The following is a 16,006-nucleotide window of genomic DNA, read 5'->3' on the forward strand; positions in this document are numbered from 1 at the left end:
TCACTAGAAAATCCAAAGAAAAAAGCCAAAAGTTATCTAAGATGAACATTTTGGCTTAGAAGACATTATAAAAATTGATGATCAAAAAGGTAAATCTTCAGGATCAAATCCTGATTCCCATTGTTCAACTTTCTTTTCTTTATTATGCCAAATCATTACACCATGGCATTTTGGACATTCAAGCAGTATTTCGTATTTTTTTGTTTTGCGATTATAGGTTGCCAATTCGTCTGCGATTTCTTCTTCCGCCCATTCTTCATACCCACACCTTTTGCATTTCATTTTAATATATTCCGTTTCCATCAACATTGTTTTTCTCCTAGGGAACATAACATTCCAAAAATTCCATGTAATGTCCACACTTACATAATAAAGGATCATGATGAAAAGTATGTATGAGAAAATCTCGCCAATTTTTTTTGAAAAGAGAAGTACGAAAAAGTCGCTGCGTCATAACCTTAACAAGTGCTCTGGCTTTTTTCTTTACCGAAGCATATACGCCATAATAGCGAATCATTTTAAATTGATCATCAGGAACATGAAGAATGAGCTTCTTCATAAAATCGATGACAGATTCGCAGACATCTACTCTTACACCATCCTCGTGACGCTCATACCAATAGGATACAGTCTTATTGACGGGATCATAATCCGTTATGCGAGATTGAGCCATTACAGGTCTACCTACATATCTTACAACATAATCAACGGTATCATCAACATTTTTATATTTTGTGGGAGGAGCATAAACATAAAAACCATTATCATACTTTTTATAAAGGATATTGGTAATCTTTTTAAGCATCAATTTATATTTATCCCCAATATGATCTCTTAAGGCATATAAAAGAGTAGTCATCCAACGTTTACGCAGAGCAGTATAAGAAATAAATTTTAAGCGATGAAAAACATTGGCATCATCAACATAGCCATCTGCAAGAAGAATGTGGACATGTGGATTCCATTTTAGATCACGACCGAATGTATGGAGGGTGATGATGAAGGCAGGCTTAAAATGGTCATCTTTCTTACCAAAGGAATCAAAAATATGATTGAGAGTATCAGCAGCGGCAGAAAACAAAAGATTCAGCAGCTTTCTGTCGTATTGAAAAAACTGGCGAAGCTTTTCAGCAATCGTGAGAACAACATGCCGATGCGGACAATCTAGAACAATTGATTTAATGGTGTCAGCACGTTGAGCAGCATATTTGACACCACAAGAATTGCAAAACTTAGACTTACAAGAATGAGGAACGATCTTAAAGTCATGGCAATGCGGACATTCAAAAAGAGAAAAACCAGCCTCAGGAGTTCTGCATTTGACCATACGTTCTACATTAGAAAAGACACAAGAACGAAGAGGTTTTTGAATGATTTCAGAGTCTTCAAGTAACTCTTGAAAATGATTTGTAAAGATGTTTTGGATAATATTTTTATCAAGATCAACAAAGTCATCAGCACAAAGCAGACCGAGCTTTTTCATCATCATTTCAGAAGCCAAAAAAACACCACCAATCGTATGATTCTATTATACAATATTGGCAGTGTTTTCGCATTCGTCAGTTAACATGTCCGCTAGGACATTTTTTCACCTTATGAAATTACCTCAATACTATATACGAAACAATGTTTTGTATGATACAATAAACTAGCTTGCATCCTGATGCAAGGGCGTCACATGCATGAAAGGAAACATCAATGTCACAATCAACAAATGAAAAATGTATTTATATATTACTAACAAAATTTACAGATACTGCGTCTAAAGCAATTCGAGGGCTTACAAGATCAACCTATACGCATGCCTCTATTGGAGTAGATGATCAGCATGAAGAATTTTATAGCTTTGTCACGAATGGATTTCGTAAAGAACAATTTCATCGATTCTCTAAACATCGTAGAGTGGAAACCGCTTGCCGATTGTATAAGATTCATGTTTCTGATGAATTGTATGATGAAATATGTATCATTTTAAAACGACATGAAGCCTGTGCTCCTTATTATAAATATAGCAAGTTGGGTGTTGCTTTGTGTTTATTACATATCGGACATAAGATACGTCATCGTTATTTTTGTTCGCAATTTGTCGCAGAGATTTTACAGACCAGTGAGATCATTCAGACAAAGAAATCTAGTTCCTTATATTTACCGGATGATTTTATGAATATGAGGGAGCTGGATTTATGTTATTGCGGTAATCTTGACGGCATGCTTCAATTAGCCTATTAAAGGAAATCAATTCATGATTTCCTTTTTTCCTGTTAGATTGATTCTTGATAAATTAAGGGTTACAATAGTATTGGTAAAGAAGAGGAGAAAAAGGATATGGAAAAAGCAAAAGTTTATTTTACAGATATGCGTGCATTGCCGGGTACTAACTTACCCCAAAAGCTGAATAAGTTGGTAAGAGTTGCCGGAATCGGTAACATTGATTTTGAGAAAAAAATGGTAGCTATCAAAATCCATTTCGGAGAGCCAGGTAATTTATCTTATCTAAGACCGAATTATGCAAAGGTCATTGTGGATGTGGTAAAATCACTTGGCGGTATGCCGTTTTTAACTGATTGTAATACCTTATATGTAGGAAGAAGGAAAAATGCTTTGGATCATTTAGAAGCAGCTTATGAGAATGGCTTTTCTCCGTTTTCTACAGGTTGTCATGTGATCATCGCCGATGGTTTAAAGGGTACGGATGATGTGGAAGTACCTGTGGTAAATGGTGAAATGTGTAAGACAGCGAAAATCGGTCGTGCCATTATGGATGCGGATGTGTTTATCACATTGAGTCATTTCAAAGGACATGAGTGTACGGGATTTGGTGGTTGTTTGAAAAATATCGGTATGGGTTGTGGTTCTAGAGCTGGGAAAATGGAACAACATAAATCAGGTAAGCCTAGTGTAGATCATGATATTTGTACCGGTTGTCATATGTGTTTTAAAAATTGTGCGCATGGTGCCATCAGTTTTGATGAACAAAATCATGCGACGATCGATCATGATCGTTGTGTAGGTTGTGGAAGATGTATGGGAGCTTGTAATTTTGACGCAATCTATAATGAAAATGATAGTGCAAATGATGATTTGAATAAAAAAATTGCGGAATACAGTAAAGCAGTTGTAGATGGAAGAGATAACTTCCATATCAATTTGGTCATAGATGTATCTCCATATTGTGATTGTCATGCGGAGAATGATGCGCCGATATTACCGGATGTAGGTATGTTTGCGAGCTTTGATCCTGTGGCATTAGATCAAGCCTGTGCTGATGCTTGTAATGCACAAACCCCTATGCCAAATAGTCTATTAGATGATCAACTTCATAAGGAACATTTCCATGATCATCATGATCATTTTACAAATACAACACCTGAAACAAATTGGAAAGTATGCTTAGAGCACGCTGAAAAAATTGGTTTGGGTACTAGAGATTATGAATTGATCGAAGTAAAATAGAATGTAATATAAACAACATTTATACGGAAAGTATAGATGTTGTTTTATATTTGACAAGAAATTACACGTTTAATGTTGTATTTATTTCATTAGGCATAAAATATTGTATGTAATTGACAGGAAAAGAGCAAGCATTGTTTTTGATGGAAAGATATGCAGTTGATGAATTTCATATCATGAAAGATCTTATTCGAAAATAGGATGGAGATTACGAAATAAAATCTCGGTTTTTTTTGTTTAATCGTCACTCGTTGTTTTGCTTCTTGACAAATCGTAAATGTAGTACCATGATGAAATTGGTAAAAGAGAGGGAGTATGATTGCAGAAACCGGAGAAATGATTGATTTCAGTCGATTAGGTGGTCAAATTTCATAAGATGAATGGAAAAAAGAAAGACAATTAGAAAGACTTCAAGATGATGATTATACAGCCGTTGTTAATAAGTATGAAGATGATATCGATATAGAAAAAGGAAAAACATATCTTGTGTTCTTGGATCATACATTTGCACAGGAAGAAAATGAGTATGCAATTACTGGTTTTGCATATGGGTTGCGAGAAGTAAAAGATGCAGACATTCAAACAAGGAGTGCAGAGGTGATGGTGAAAAATAATGTTACTGGAAAATATGAAGCACTGTCAAAGGTTGTCGTGTTGGATTGATATTCATACAATCAAAGCAATAAGGTCTTTATGACACCATAACTTATTATAGTTTAAATAGAAATTTATCAATTTGCTATTGCCAAAGTCTTTCGCCTGTGTTTTAATATAAGAGCCTTTTTATCAAGAGTTGGGTTAGAGAGTTAGCTCGTAGCCCACGCCAACCTGTACAATGCATTGTATAAGGTGGTACTGCTAACATCGATAAGAGAAATAACAATGACTTAGATTGCCTTCTCTTATTGAGGAGGCTTTTATATGTAGAAGGAGAAACGGACATGAAGGATTTTTTATTTACAAGTGAAAGTATTACAGAAGGACACCCAGACAAGATCTGCGATCAGATTGCGGATAGCATCTTAGATGAAGCATTGCGTCAAGACCCGGAAAGTAAGATGGCAGTAGAGGCTACCATCAAAGATGACTTCGTTTTGATTTACGGAGAAGCAAACACAAAAGCCAGTATCGACTATGAGAAGATTGCCAAAGATGTCATCAAGGATATCGGTTATCAAGAAGATTACAGTGTAATGATCAAGGTGAATAAGCAATCAACTGAAATCAATCAAGCGGTTGTATGGGAAGATGGAGAAATCGGTGCAGGTGATCAGGGAATCATGTTTGGCTATGCCTGTGATGATACAGAAAACTATATGCCGGCAGCGATTGAGTATGCACATAAACTAGCAAAGCAATTAAGTGATGTACGTAAAAAAAGTGATATTTTATTACCTGATGGAAAAACACAGGTAACGGTAGAATATGAAAATGGTAAGATCAAACGTATTGATACGATCGTCGTATCTACTCAGCATATTGCCGGGGTTTCTCAAGAAGAAATCGCAGCCTTGGTAATGAAAGAAGTGATCAATCCTGTGATCAATGAAGATCTGGTTGATGATAATACCATTTATTTGATCAATCCAAGTGGTTCTTTTGTTGTTGGTGGATCTTTTGGTGATAGTGGTACGACAGGAAGAAAAATTGTATGTGATACTTATGGAGGAATGGGAAGAATCGGTGGTGGTTGTTTCTCAAGTAAAGATCCAAGTAAGGTAGATCGTAGTGCTGCCTATTATTGTCGTTATGTAGCGAAAAATATCGTTGCGGCCCATCTTGCGGAAAAATGTGAGGTTCAGGTTGCCTATGCAATTGGTAAAGTGAAACCTGTTTCTATTATGGTAGATACCTTTGGTACCGGTACAAAAAGCGATGCTGAGATTTTAGATATCATCAAAGAAAACTTTAGCTTTGAAGTAAAAGATATCATTGAAGAACTGAATTTGAAACAACCTATTTACAAACAAACAGCATGTTACGGTCATTTTGGAAGACCGGAATTCGCATGGGAAAAACTAATTGATTTGAACTATTAGTATCATATGAAGTGATGCCTTATCCTTATGGATAGGGTTTTATTTTGCATTCTTCTCAAATTTGTATATAATCTTGTTATAGAAAGAGGGATAGAAATGAAACCAACCATCAAAACATGGATATTAACAGAACTTACAGATAAACAAAAACAACAGATACCGGAAATATTTGATGTTATCTATCAGCCTACGATAGAAAATGATGTACTTCAAGAGATGGAAGTAATTGTAGGAAGACCACCGATTGGGCAATTACCTTATGCGAAATCATTGAAATGGCTTCAATTGGATAGTGCAGGAAGTGAACAATATTGTGTAGAAGGATTACTTCCAAAAGATTGTCTTTTAACAAATGCCACAGGTAGCTTTGGATTAACCATCAGTGAATACTTGATTTGTACGATTTTAATGTTGATGCGTAATATGAATCTTTATATTAGGAATCAGCTAACGCATACTTGGCAAGTAGAGGGACCAATCTATTCTATCTATGGGTCAACGTTTTTAATTGTCGGTACCGGAAATTTAGGGTTAGAATTCGCAAAACGAATCAAAGCCTTAGGAGGAACCACGATTGGAATCAAAAAGCATGTAGAAGAGGTTCCTTATTTTGATGAGGTTCATCCAATGTCTGATATGGAACAATTGTTACCGAAAGCAGATGTTGTTGTTATGGCACTACCTAGTACTGCTTCTACAAAAGGATGTTTTCATACAGAATATTTTGATCTTATGAAAACAAATGCGATTTGGGCTAATGTGGGTAGAGGTGATGTTGTGCAAACTATGGATGTATATCATGCAGTAAAAAATAAACATATATTAGGAGCAATTCTAGACGTTTGCGAAGTAGAACCGATTCCTAAAGAGCATCCAATTTGGCAAGAAGAAAATATCATCATCACACCACATATTTCAGGGACTTTTCAATTACCGAAAACAAAGGATATCTTTGTGGAATTATTGATAAATAATATGAAAGCATATGATCAAAATGAAACCTTAATAAACATGGTAGATGTAAAAGAAGGATATCGAAGCTATGATTTGAAGAAGTCATAGTTTTTTTCTTTTGTTTGATGTTCATAGATTATGATTCGAATATAGAATAGCTGACAATATCATAAATTTTAAAAAAAGGGTCTTGGAATGCGCTTTCATGTGTGTTATACTTTAGATGCAAGTGGTATAGACCACTTCAAAATATAGGTTATTTAAAGGAGATGTTCAAATATGGAACAGACATTGAAAGAAACGAAATCCATCAGAGTGAAATGGTATTATAAGATTTTCGCTAAGTTGGATAATGAAAAGACAACAGTAGATACGACAAATCGTGTGTTTGCTTATATCATCGACTGGGTGTTAGGTACATTTGTAACTGCCTTTCCAACTGTGTTTATGTATATGTCATTGACGAAGTCTACTGAAGTTAATCAGAATCTTCTAACGTTTCCTTCTTATTATGGTTTCATCGCAGGTGGATTGAGCCTTCTATTTGCGTTGTTCTATTATGTATATGTTCCGCTAAAAGTTCACAAGGGACAGACGTATGGGAAAAAGTTCATGGATATCAAAATCGTGAAGTTAGACGGTAGTGATGTTGATGCTAAGACTATGTTGAAAAGAGAAGCATTGGGACGTTTCATTTTAGAAGCTAGTTTAGTATCTATCGGTGGATATCTGTTCCAGTTAGTTACGTTGGCAACACAAATTGATCTTGTGATGCCACTTACTTGTGTGAGTGCAGTATTATGTATTCTTTCTATGCTATTGGCGATAAAGAGTGATTCAAAACGTATGTTACATGACTATATTGGTAAAACAAAACTAGTTACCGTGGAGAAACAGAATTAAACTTCTGTTTCTTTTTCGTTTCATATGGTATTTATTTAGAAATATAGTAAAATAAGGACGTGAGAAAGAGGGTACTGGTATGAAAAGAAAATTTTTGTTTTTTGATATTGATGGAACGTTGACAACTGGTGGTATGGAAAGCTTTATTCCTCAATCAGCAAGAGATACGTTACAAGCGTTAAGAAAGCAAGGGCATGTTGTAGCGATTGCGACTGGGAGACCTTATGCGATGAGTAAGGATGTTGCTAAAGATTTAGGAATCGATTCTTTTATTTGTAATGGGGGCAATACGGTGATTTTCGAAGGAAAGAAGATCATCAATGAACCTTTGAATCAAGATCATGTGAAGGAACTGTTAAGAGAATGTATTCAATATGGATTTCCTTATTGCATCTCTCAACGTGATGATTTTTATTTTTTAACACAGGATATGTCTAAGCTACCGGATTTTCAAAATGATTTTATAAAGGGATGGTTAAAGGAAGAGGCTTTTGATCCCGAACAACTTACCCAGGTGAAACGTCTGATGGTATTTGTAAATGAAGAGGAACAAAAGAAATTGACACAGTTTCAAGACCTTGTGCCACAGCGATATGAGAAAGAATTTGTTATGATCGAACCGGATGATAAATTCAAAGGAATCAAGAAGTTAATGGAAACATTACAGCTCCCTTTACAGGATGTTGTTGTGTTTGGTGATGGCGAAAATGATATCAAGATGTTTCAACAATCACCGATGTCTATTGCTGTCGGTAATGCAATTGATGAATTAAAGAAGCTTGCGACTTATGTCACAGCGAGAAGTGATGAAGACGGTATCCAAAAAGCATGTCTTCATTTTGGTTGGGTAAAAGAAGAAGATTTTATGTAACTTATTCCACATCATCCTTCTTTCATACATACAACAAGACTTTTACTTAAAAAAGGCTTAGGATATGTGTAAGGAGGAATGAAGATGGAATCTTATATCATAGAATATGGCGTTTTGATCGTTGTGGAATTGATTTTGTTGGTTATGGCAATTCCACTGTTGATGGGGAAAGGTGCTTTTCTAATTGCCGGTTACAATACAGCTTCCAAAGAAGAACAAAGGAAATACGATGAGAAAAAGCTTTGCAAAGCGACTGGTACGGTGTTGCTCTTATGTGATATCTTGATGGTATTACAAGCCTGTACGTTGATATCATCCACGATAACTGTCACCATATTATTTGTTGCTACTGTGATCTTATTGATTTATGGTAATATTGGCTGTAAAAAGAAATAAAAGGAGATGTTGAAATGGATTTACAACAACATAAAGAATTTTTGTGGAAATATAAATTATCTTATGGAGAAACCAGACCTAAAAAAGATGCACCGGATCAAGAGGTTTATCCGTTTTTAAATAAAATCGTGGAAACATCGTTTGATGACTGTAGTACACAGGATGTAAAGGATGCGATAGATGCATGTCAAAATGTAGAAGAAATATTTGATATCGTAAGTGATGAGTGGAAGGATACTTATTTTTTAGAAGTCAGTAATCATCTTGAACAGGATGAATTTTCTAGAATATTGAAAAAGCTATATGATCGTGTAGGGTATACTGATCAGATGTATGAAAAGACTTACGCTTTTGAAACGGAACGTGCAAATGATGAAGTGAAAGCATATCTCTATGCCCAAGGTGTAAGGAAGAAGGAGGCTTATCATGGCTGATCTAAGCTTACAAGAAATCTTGTTATCGAATCGAAGGCTGTTGATGGAAGGGGCTTTGGGAGAGCGTTTGAAACGAGAATATGGGATCAAGCTTCATGATATCGTCGCAATGGGTTCTTTGATCTATGATAAACAAGGAAGAGATGCATTGGCTGCTTTATGGAAAGAATATCTTGAGATTGCAGAAGCATACCAGTTACCATTGTTAGTAACAACACCAACAAGAAGAGCAAATAAAGAGAGAGTCAAACAAGCTGGATTTAGTGAAGATTTGATCAAAGATCATGTTCATTTTCTGAAAGAAACGATCACTTCATCCAAGGTTCCTGTGTTTGTTGGTGGTCTTATGGGATGTAAAGGAGATGCATATACGGGAAGTGGAGCATTGTCTTTGGAAGAAGCAAGAATCTTTCACGATTGGCAAGCACGTCTGTTTCAAGAAGCAGGTGCTGATTTCTTATATGCAGGTATCATGCCTACCTTGATGGAAGCATGTGGAATGGCTCAGGCAATGTCTGATACCGGATTGCCATATCTCATTAGTTTTACCATACAAAAAGATGGTAAATTGATAGATCATACTACCATCCATGATGCAATCACTTTTATTGATGAACATGTAAACGTAAAGCCGCTTTGTTATATGACAAATTGTGTCCATCCTGATATCGTTTATCAAGCAATCAAACAACCATGGAATCAAACAACGACCGTAAAAACTCGATTTTTAGGAATACAAGCAAATACTTCGGCCTTAGACTATGATCAACTGGATGCAAGTGAAGACTTAAAAACAAGTGATCCTATTACATTAGCCTGTGCTATGGAGCGTTTGAAAGAAGAAGGCTTCCGTATTTTTGGTGGATGTTGTGGTACAGATCAACATCATATGGAAGAAATCGCAAAAAGAATCATATCGTAAGGAAAGCCAGAGTAATGGCTTTTTTTCTTTTCTATTTTATCTTGACACATTTTGTTTGCCATGGTAAACTTCTGATGTTTGGTTAGCTTAAACTAACTTATGGAGGCTTTATGATAGATAAAAGATTAATGAAAGAGATGCCGCAGGCAACCAGTTATATCAAGAAACAGGTTTTTGTTCAATGGATACAGTTGCTTGCCAATATATGCTTTATATGTTTCTTTGCTTATGTTTTACAAATGATGTTTGATCATACATTTACTTCTCAACAAGCGTTTATCTCGATTGCGGGTATGGTAATTATGATCGTGATTCGTATGTTGTTGGCAAAACAAGCAGCACTGTATTCTTATCAAGCAAGTTGTGATGTAAAGGATGTTTTACGTACGAAACTATATAAAAAAATATTAGGTTTTAAGAATGCTTACACAAATCATGCCAGTACAAGTGAGCTGGTTCAATTAAGCGTTGAGGGAATTGATCAGTTGGAAACCTATTTCGGGCGTTATCTTCCACAGTTTTTCTATAGTATGCTTGCGCCTATTACTTTGTTTATCATTCTAGTATGGATGGATTGGAAAAGCTCTTTGGTACTATTGATCTGTGTCCCACTTATCCCTGCGTCCATAATCGCAGTACAAAAGTTTGCGAAAAAGCTATTGGCAAAATATTGGACAAGCTATGCGACCTTAGGTGATAGTTTTTTAGAAAATCTACAAGGATTGACTACATTGAAAGTATATCAAGCAGATGAATTCAAAAATAGAGAAATGAATAAAGAAGCTGAGAATTTCAGAAAAATTACCATGAAAGTGTTAACGATGCAATTAAATAGTGTCAGTGTCATGGATATCGTAGCTTTTGGTGGTGCGGCAATCGGCTCTATTGTAGCGATTACGTCTTATCTACATGGTACGATCAGCTTATTTGAGGTCATTTGTATTGTGTTATTATCTAGCGAATTTTTTATTCCTTTAAGAACCTTGGGATCTTACTTCCATATTGCGATGAATGGAATAGCCGCTAGCGATAAGATCTTTCGTATCTTGGATCTTCCTTGCGATACGAGTGAAAAACAAGAGTTAAATAAATCACCGATTTCAATAAAACTGGAGAATATGGACTTTTGTTATGATGAAAAAAGAGAAGTTTTACATGATATTTCCCTGGAAATAAAGGCAAATCAGTTCATTGGTATTGCCGGAGAAAGCGGTTGTGGTAAAAGTACTTTGGCGAAATTACTGGTTGGTCTTGAACAAGCATATCAAGGTTCTATCAAAATACAAGATATAGAACGTAAAGAATTGGATGATACCTCTTTTTATGATCGCATTGTTTACGTAACACATCAACCGGTCATTTTCAAAGGTACACTTTCAGATAATTTGAAACTAGCGAAAGCATCAGCAACGCCAAAAGAACTATGGGAAGTGTTGAAAAAAGTTTGTTTAGATCAATTTGTGAAGGAACAAGGTGGATTGGATATGTTACTTTTGGAAAATGGAAACAACTTATCCGGTGGACAAAAGCAAAGGTTATCTCTAGCAAGAGCATTGTTGAAGGATAGTGAGGTTTACCTTTTAGATGAAGCCAGCAGTAATATTGATGTAGAAAGCGAAAATGCAATCTTAGAAGTGATACAAGAAATGAAGCATAAGAAAACGATCATGATGATTACCCATCGATTAAGTAATCTTTCCACATGTGATCAGATTTATGTGATGAAGCAGGGAACTATCATCGAACAAGGAACGCAAAAAGAATTGATGAAGAAGGAAGGCTACTACGCACAATTATATAAAGAACAGGAAGCATTAACGGAAGGTGAATGGTCATGAAAGAAAAAAGTAATATCAGCATTATGTTTCGTATGATAGGATTAATCAAACCATTGGCAGGTTGGATGGTATTGGCAGTGACACTTGGTGTTGCAGGATTTCTTTGTGCTATCTTTATTCCTTATATTGGTGCTGTCGTCTTTGGTCATATCGCCATCTATGCGCCAGACTTTCCATATGGCATCTTATTTACGGTCATGATCGTGATCGCAATACTCAGAGGTATCTTACATTATGGAGAACAAGCATGTAATCATTATATTGCCTTTAAGCTATTGGCAATCTTACGAGATAAAGTATTCAAAGCACTACGTAGATTATGCCTCACAAAACTGGATGGAAAAGATCGTGGTAATTTAATCACGATGATCACCACAGATATTGAGCTATTAGAGGTATTTTATGCACATACCATATCACCGATCTTAATTGCGATCATTACCTCTTTGATCTTATTGGTTCAATTTTATGGTATGCATCCAATGTTTATGATCGTTGCTTTTCTTGCTTATGGATTTTGCGGTTTGATCATTCCTTTGATCATTAGTAAAAAAGGAAAGGATACCGGGAAAAGAACGAGAGAACAATTAGGTGAGTTAAGTAATCACACGTTAGAATCTTTACGAGGTATGCGAGAAATTTTACAATATCAAATAGGCGATCAAAGGTTGACTGCGATGCAAGAGAAAAGTAAACAGGTAAATAACCTACAAAAATCATTAAAAGGATATGAAGGAGATACACAAGCATTGATACATTTCGCAGTGAGTGGATTTACTGTAATGATGTTACTATGTGGTATCTATTTATATCTGCAAGGTGTAATAGAACCGATTTCGGTCTTACTATCAACTGTTTTGATGATATCCAGCTTTGGACCGGTGATAGCATTATCCAATCTTAGCAATAACCTATTAACGACATTGGCAAGTGCACGTCGTGTATTGGCGCTGTTAGATGAAAAAGAAACCGTACAAGATGTTACAGGTCAAGAGAATATCACTTTTGGTGATATCCATGTTGATCAAGTTCAATTTGCCTATGATAAGGAACAAATTCTTCAAGACTTCAGTGCTCATTTTGAAACCGGTAAGATCCATGGTATTTTAGGGAAAAGCGGAAGTGGAAAATCTACCCTTCTGAAATTGTTGATGCGATTTTATGATAGAGAAAGTGGAACCCTTACCATACAAGGACAAGATGTAACACAAATCAATACCACGAACCTAAGAGAAATGGAAAGCTTTGTCGCACAAGATACTGTATTATTTCATGATTCCATAAAAAATAATATAAAAATAGCGAAACTAGATGCAAGTGATGAGGAAATTGTAGAAGCTTGTAAGAAAGCGAATATTCATGAATTTATTTGTAGTCTACCACATGGCTACGATAGTGAAGTTAGTGAATTGGGTGATTCCCTTAGCGGTGGAGAAAAGCAAAGGATTTCACTCGCAAGAGCGTTCTTGCATGATGCTCCATGTATCCTCTTAGATGAACCAACCAGTAATTTGGATGCATTAAATGAAGGTTTTATATTAAAGATCTTACAAGCACAAAAAGACAAAACGATCTTACTTGTCTCACATCGTCCTAGTACCATGCGAATCGCAGATACGTTATGGAATGTGGAAAACGGGAGAGTATCTTAGTGGAAATCGACACAAAAAGAAAAGATGAAATGGAAACGATTCATTTCATGATAGGTTTGTATTGTAAGAAAAAACATCACCATGTAAATGGCTTATGTAAGGATTGTCAAGCACTTATGGACTATGCGCAAAAACGTATTGAAGTATGTCCCTTCATGGAAACAAAAACCTTTTGCAGTGCTTGTAGCGTACATTGTTATCAAAAAGAAAAACGCATGCAAATCAAAGAGGTCATGAAATTCTCAGGACCCAGGATGTTATGGTATCATCCATTGATGGCAATTCGACATGTCATAGAAACAAGGAAAGGAAGAAAGTCACAATGAAAGTTCTATATTTTTTGATTGGAATGATTGCTTTCGCTCTAGGTGCGATTGGCGTTGTTCTACCTGTTTTACCTACTACTCCGTTTTTATTACTTGCGGCATTTTGTTTTACCAAAAGCTCAAAACGAGTCAATGCTTGGTTCATTCAAACATCGCTATATCAAAAACATTTGGATAGTTTTGTGAAGAATAGAGCTATGACCTTAAAAACTAAAATTACACTGTTATCCTTTGCTTCTATCATGTTACTATTCGCAATGTATGCGATGGATCATTTCATTTTACGCTTATTCATTGCTTGCTTGATCGTATTGAAATATTACTATTTTATTTTCCGAATTGATACAGTGAAAGTAAGCGAATAACGTCATAAGAAAAAGCCAGAGATTCTGGCCAATGGCATCAACCTAAGGAAATTTGGTTGATGCCATTTTTAAATATTGTGTCTTAACTACAAAATAACTGAAGGAATCATATTTTTGGGTACACAAAAACTCATTGATTATGCGTTAGAATTTTTCAAAATTACTGATATCTGGATAAATCAACTTTTCTTAACTACGGTTGAGTAGTTCTTAGTTTCCCATGACTATAAGAAGTCCTAGGCCAATTCCTCCCATCTAACCTGAAACGAATAGGACTGCTGCAGGTGACAATTCTTCCCCACCGTTGATTGTGCCTGCCTGGGCGTATAGGTATTTTAATTTTATGTATCAATATTATAGCCAAGTCTATTAACTTCTCTATAGCTTTACCATTACAAGATCTAATCCAGCGACATAGATTGTTTTCACTCATCAGTTTGCTTAATTGGACTATATTCGTAGTATACTTATAGATGTTACTCTTATTTTTATCCTCTAAAATCAACATATCATTTAATTCTTTCCGTATGATTCCGATTAAATTGTGATAGATTACTTTTGCATATATACAACACATTTCACAATCACAATCTTCACTGAAAAAACGTTCCCATTCATAATTTGTTTTTAATGTCTTATAAGAGCTTTCAATATCCCAGCGTTTTGCGTATAGGGATACAATTTCATTAGTAGAGAATTCTTTTTCACTTAAATTTGTAAAGTATATAAGGTCTGTATGGTGGATGTTTCCTTTTTTATCGGTATAAGTATAAGATTTTTTGACTACACGAATCTGGATAGTTGGGTTTTTCTGAAATCGTTCTTTTGCTATATCATACTTTAATCTTTTCAGCCAAGTTTTATCCAGTTTAACTTCTATCCACTTATCATTCGATTTCATTTGTGATACATATTTTTTGAAAAAATTAGATTTACCACGAATACAATATTGGAAACCATATGATTCCAATATTGCGAATAATTCTATACAGCCATAGTATCGGTCTGCTAAATATATAATTTTCCTCCCATCAAATAATGAATGACAGTTTGTAAGATGTTCAATAGCGATCGGTATCTCTGATTTTTTATATGGATTCATAGTGAAATCAACGATAAATCCATTGGTTATATCGTAGAGTGCTGCTGAACGACTCGTTGCTTTCTGCGCCGCATCTTTATTACGGATAAATTGGTTGGTCACAAAGTCAAATTGATTTAAAGCTTTCTTTGAAGGGCGGAGTTCATTGGCAGTACCATCTTCTGAGAGCAGGATGTAACCTTTATAAGTTTTTACCAAATCAGATTCATAGAAAAAACGAGCAAAAGTATGAATCAAATCGGAAAATACATCAGGGTTGACTTTTTTTAGTGCTTTGAAAGCAGCTTGTTTACTAATACGGAGATTGGTTTTTCCAATATCACTAAAATATTTAGAGAGTTCAGACTGTGTACAGTTTTCAGAACGAAAGATTAAGTAAAGTAAAACATCATACCATGGAAATTTGAAAATACGCACAAAATCATTAGGATGCTTTCTGGTTAGGTGACGGACTTTTTCACAGCGGATGTAACTGCCGAACTTACCAAGCAAAGAAGAAATCCTTGCCTGGCATGACTTAACTACGGTTGAGCTCATCATTAAAAATTTTATTAGGATCACCTTTACCAAAGGCAGCCTTTAAATAAGGGATGCGATCTTTTTCAAATTGACCAAGTTTAACTACAGTACGATGTTTTGGAATACCATTTTCGTCCCTATAAGATTCTACAAGATCGCAAAAGAAGGTATTTTTTTTACCTTTGTTGTTTGGAATAACACGCAAGAACATAAAAATCACTCCTTTACTTAA

At 35.3% G+C, this 16,006-nt stretch carries 18 protein-coding genes; 14 read left to right on the plus strand and 4 right to left on the minus strand.

Annotated elements, in window-relative coordinates; translation table 11 throughout:
* Positions 1 to 81: 81 nt before the first annotated feature.
* Both UGRO018_RS16300 and UGRO018_RS16305 read right to left on the minus strand, forming a co-directional pair.
* Positions 82 to 303: a hypothetical protein gene (locus UGRO018_RS16300; RefSeq protein ID WP_416327567.1), complete on the minus strand. Its 222-nt coding sequence runs from the start codon at positions 301 to 303 to the stop codon at positions 82 to 84.
* A 16-nt stretch (positions 304 to 319) separates the two neighbouring features.
* Positions 320 to 1,501 carry an IS91 family transposase gene (locus tag UGRO018_RS16305; RefSeq protein WP_416327568.1) on the minus strand — a complete coding sequence of 394 codons (1,182 nt, stop codon included), beginning with the start codon at positions 1,499 to 1,501 and terminating at the stop codon, positions 320 to 322.
* Between the two features lie 197 nt (positions 1,502 to 1,698).
* Between UGRO018_RS16305 and UGRO018_RS16310 the strand changes: the two genes are divergently transcribed.
* The 14 genes from UGRO018_RS16310 to UGRO018_RS16375 all read left to right on the plus strand — a co-directional run bounded on the left by UGRO018_RS16310 (position 1,699) and on the right by UGRO018_RS16375 (position 14,153).
* Positions 1,699 to 2,229 (plus strand): hypothetical protein, encoded by a 531-nt coding sequence (locus tag UGRO018_RS16310; RefSeq protein ID WP_416327569.1) that lies wholly within the window; start codon positions 1,699 to 1,701, stop codon positions 2,227 to 2,229.
* 96 nt (positions 2,230 to 2,325) lie between these two features.
* Positions 2,326 to 3,453 (plus strand): DUF362 domain-containing protein, encoded by a 1,128-nt coding sequence (locus UGRO018_RS16315; RefSeq protein ID WP_416327570.1) that lies wholly within the window; start codon positions 2,326 to 2,328, stop codon positions 3,451 to 3,453.
* Between the two features lie 486 nt (positions 3,454 to 3,939).
* The gene (locus UGRO018_RS16320; RefSeq protein WP_416327571.1) at positions 3,940 to 4,116 is read left to right on the plus strand and encodes a hypothetical protein; all 177 of its coding nucleotides are present in this window, start codon (positions 3,940 to 3,942) and stop codon (positions 4,114 to 4,116) included.
* 278 nt (positions 4,117 to 4,394) lie between these two features.
* Positions 4,395 to 5,492, plus strand: a complete 1,098-nt coding sequence (metK, locus tag UGRO018_RS16325) for a methionine adenosyltransferase (RefSeq protein WP_416327572.1) — start codon at positions 4,395 to 4,397, stop codon at positions 5,490 to 5,492.
* 96 nt (positions 5,493 to 5,588) lie between these two features.
* Positions 5,589 to 6,554 (plus strand): D-2-hydroxyacid dehydrogenase, encoded by a 966-nt coding sequence (locus tag UGRO018_RS16330; RefSeq protein WP_416327573.1) that lies wholly within the window; start codon positions 5,589 to 5,591, stop codon positions 6,552 to 6,554.
* Between the two features lie 171 nt (positions 6,555 to 6,725).
* The gene (locus UGRO018_RS16335; protein WP_416327574.1) at positions 6,726 to 7,349 is read left to right on the plus strand and encodes an RDD family protein; all 624 of its coding nucleotides are present in this window, start codon (positions 6,726 to 6,728) and stop codon (positions 7,347 to 7,349) included.
* 79 nt (positions 7,350 to 7,428) lie between these two features.
* Positions 7,429 to 8,220 (plus strand): HAD family hydrolase, encoded by a 792-nt coding sequence (locus UGRO018_RS16340; protein ID WP_416327575.1) that lies wholly within the window; start codon positions 7,429 to 7,431, stop codon positions 8,218 to 8,220.
* 84 nt (positions 8,221 to 8,304) lie between these two features.
* Positions 8,305 to 8,616: a DUF3784 domain-containing protein gene (locus UGRO018_RS16345; protein WP_416327576.1), complete on the plus strand. Its 312-nt coding sequence runs from the start codon at positions 8,305 to 8,307 to the stop codon at positions 8,614 to 8,616.
* Positions 8,617 to 8,630: 14 nt separating this feature from the next.
* On the plus strand, positions 8,631 to 9,050 hold the full coding sequence (locus tag UGRO018_RS16350; protein ID WP_416327577.1) for a hypothetical protein: 420 nt from the start codon (positions 8,631 to 8,633) through the stop codon (positions 9,048 to 9,050).
* Complete coding sequence (locus UGRO018_RS16355; RefSeq protein ID WP_416327578.1) at positions 9,043 to 9,972, plus strand: homocysteine S-methyltransferase family protein; 930 nt, start codon at positions 9,043 to 9,045, stop codon at positions 9,970 to 9,972. The genes UGRO018_RS16350 and UGRO018_RS16355 overlap by 8 nt, the downstream gene beginning before the upstream one ends.
* A 110-nt stretch (positions 9,973 to 10,082) precedes the next feature.
* On the plus strand, positions 10,083 to 11,810 hold the full coding sequence (locus UGRO018_RS16360; protein ID WP_416327579.1) for an ABC transporter ATP-binding protein/permease: 1,728 nt from the start codon (positions 10,083 to 10,085) through the stop codon (positions 11,808 to 11,810).
* Entirely contained in the window at positions 11,807 to 13,462 is a 1,656-nt protein-coding gene (locus tag UGRO018_RS16365; RefSeq protein WP_416327580.1) for an amino acid ABC transporter ATP-binding/permease protein, read from the plus strand. Before UGRO018_RS16360 ends, UGRO018_RS16365 begins: the two co-directional genes overlap by 4 nt.
* The gene (locus UGRO018_RS16370) at positions 13,456 to 13,788 is read left to right on the plus strand and encodes a nitrous oxide-stimulated promoter family protein (RefSeq protein WP_463667572.1); all 333 of its coding nucleotides are present in this window, start codon (positions 13,456 to 13,458) and stop codon (positions 13,786 to 13,788) included. Before UGRO018_RS16365 ends, UGRO018_RS16370 begins: the two co-directional genes overlap by 7 nt.
* Positions 13,785 to 14,153 (plus strand): YbaN family protein, encoded by a 369-nt coding sequence (locus tag UGRO018_RS16375; RefSeq protein ID WP_416327582.1) that lies wholly within the window; start codon positions 13,785 to 13,787, stop codon positions 14,151 to 14,153. The genes UGRO018_RS16370 and UGRO018_RS16375 overlap by 4 nt, the downstream gene beginning before the upstream one ends.
* 193 nt (positions 14,154 to 14,346) lie before the next feature.
* Here UGRO018_RS16375 and UGRO018_RS16380 read toward each other — a convergent pair whose 3' ends face one another.
* Positions 14,347 to 15,747, minus strand: coding sequence for an IS4 family transposase (locus UGRO018_RS16380; RefSeq protein ID WP_416327583.1), 1,401 nt, complete (start codon positions 15,745 to 15,747; stop codon positions 14,347 to 14,349).
* A gap of 25 nt (positions 15,748 to 15,772) precedes the next feature.
* A partial coding sequence (locus tag UGRO018_RS16385; protein WP_416327584.1) for a hypothetical protein occupies positions 15,773 to 16,006 on the minus strand: 234 nt, incomplete at its 5' end.

Origin of the sequence: Hoskinsella mucinilytica, from assembly GCF_045223415.1 — a bacterium.
In the GTDB taxonomy this organism is placed as follows: Bacteria; Bacillota_I; Bacilli_A; order Erysipelotrichales; family Erysipelotrichaceae; genus Hoskinsella; species Hoskinsella mucinilytica.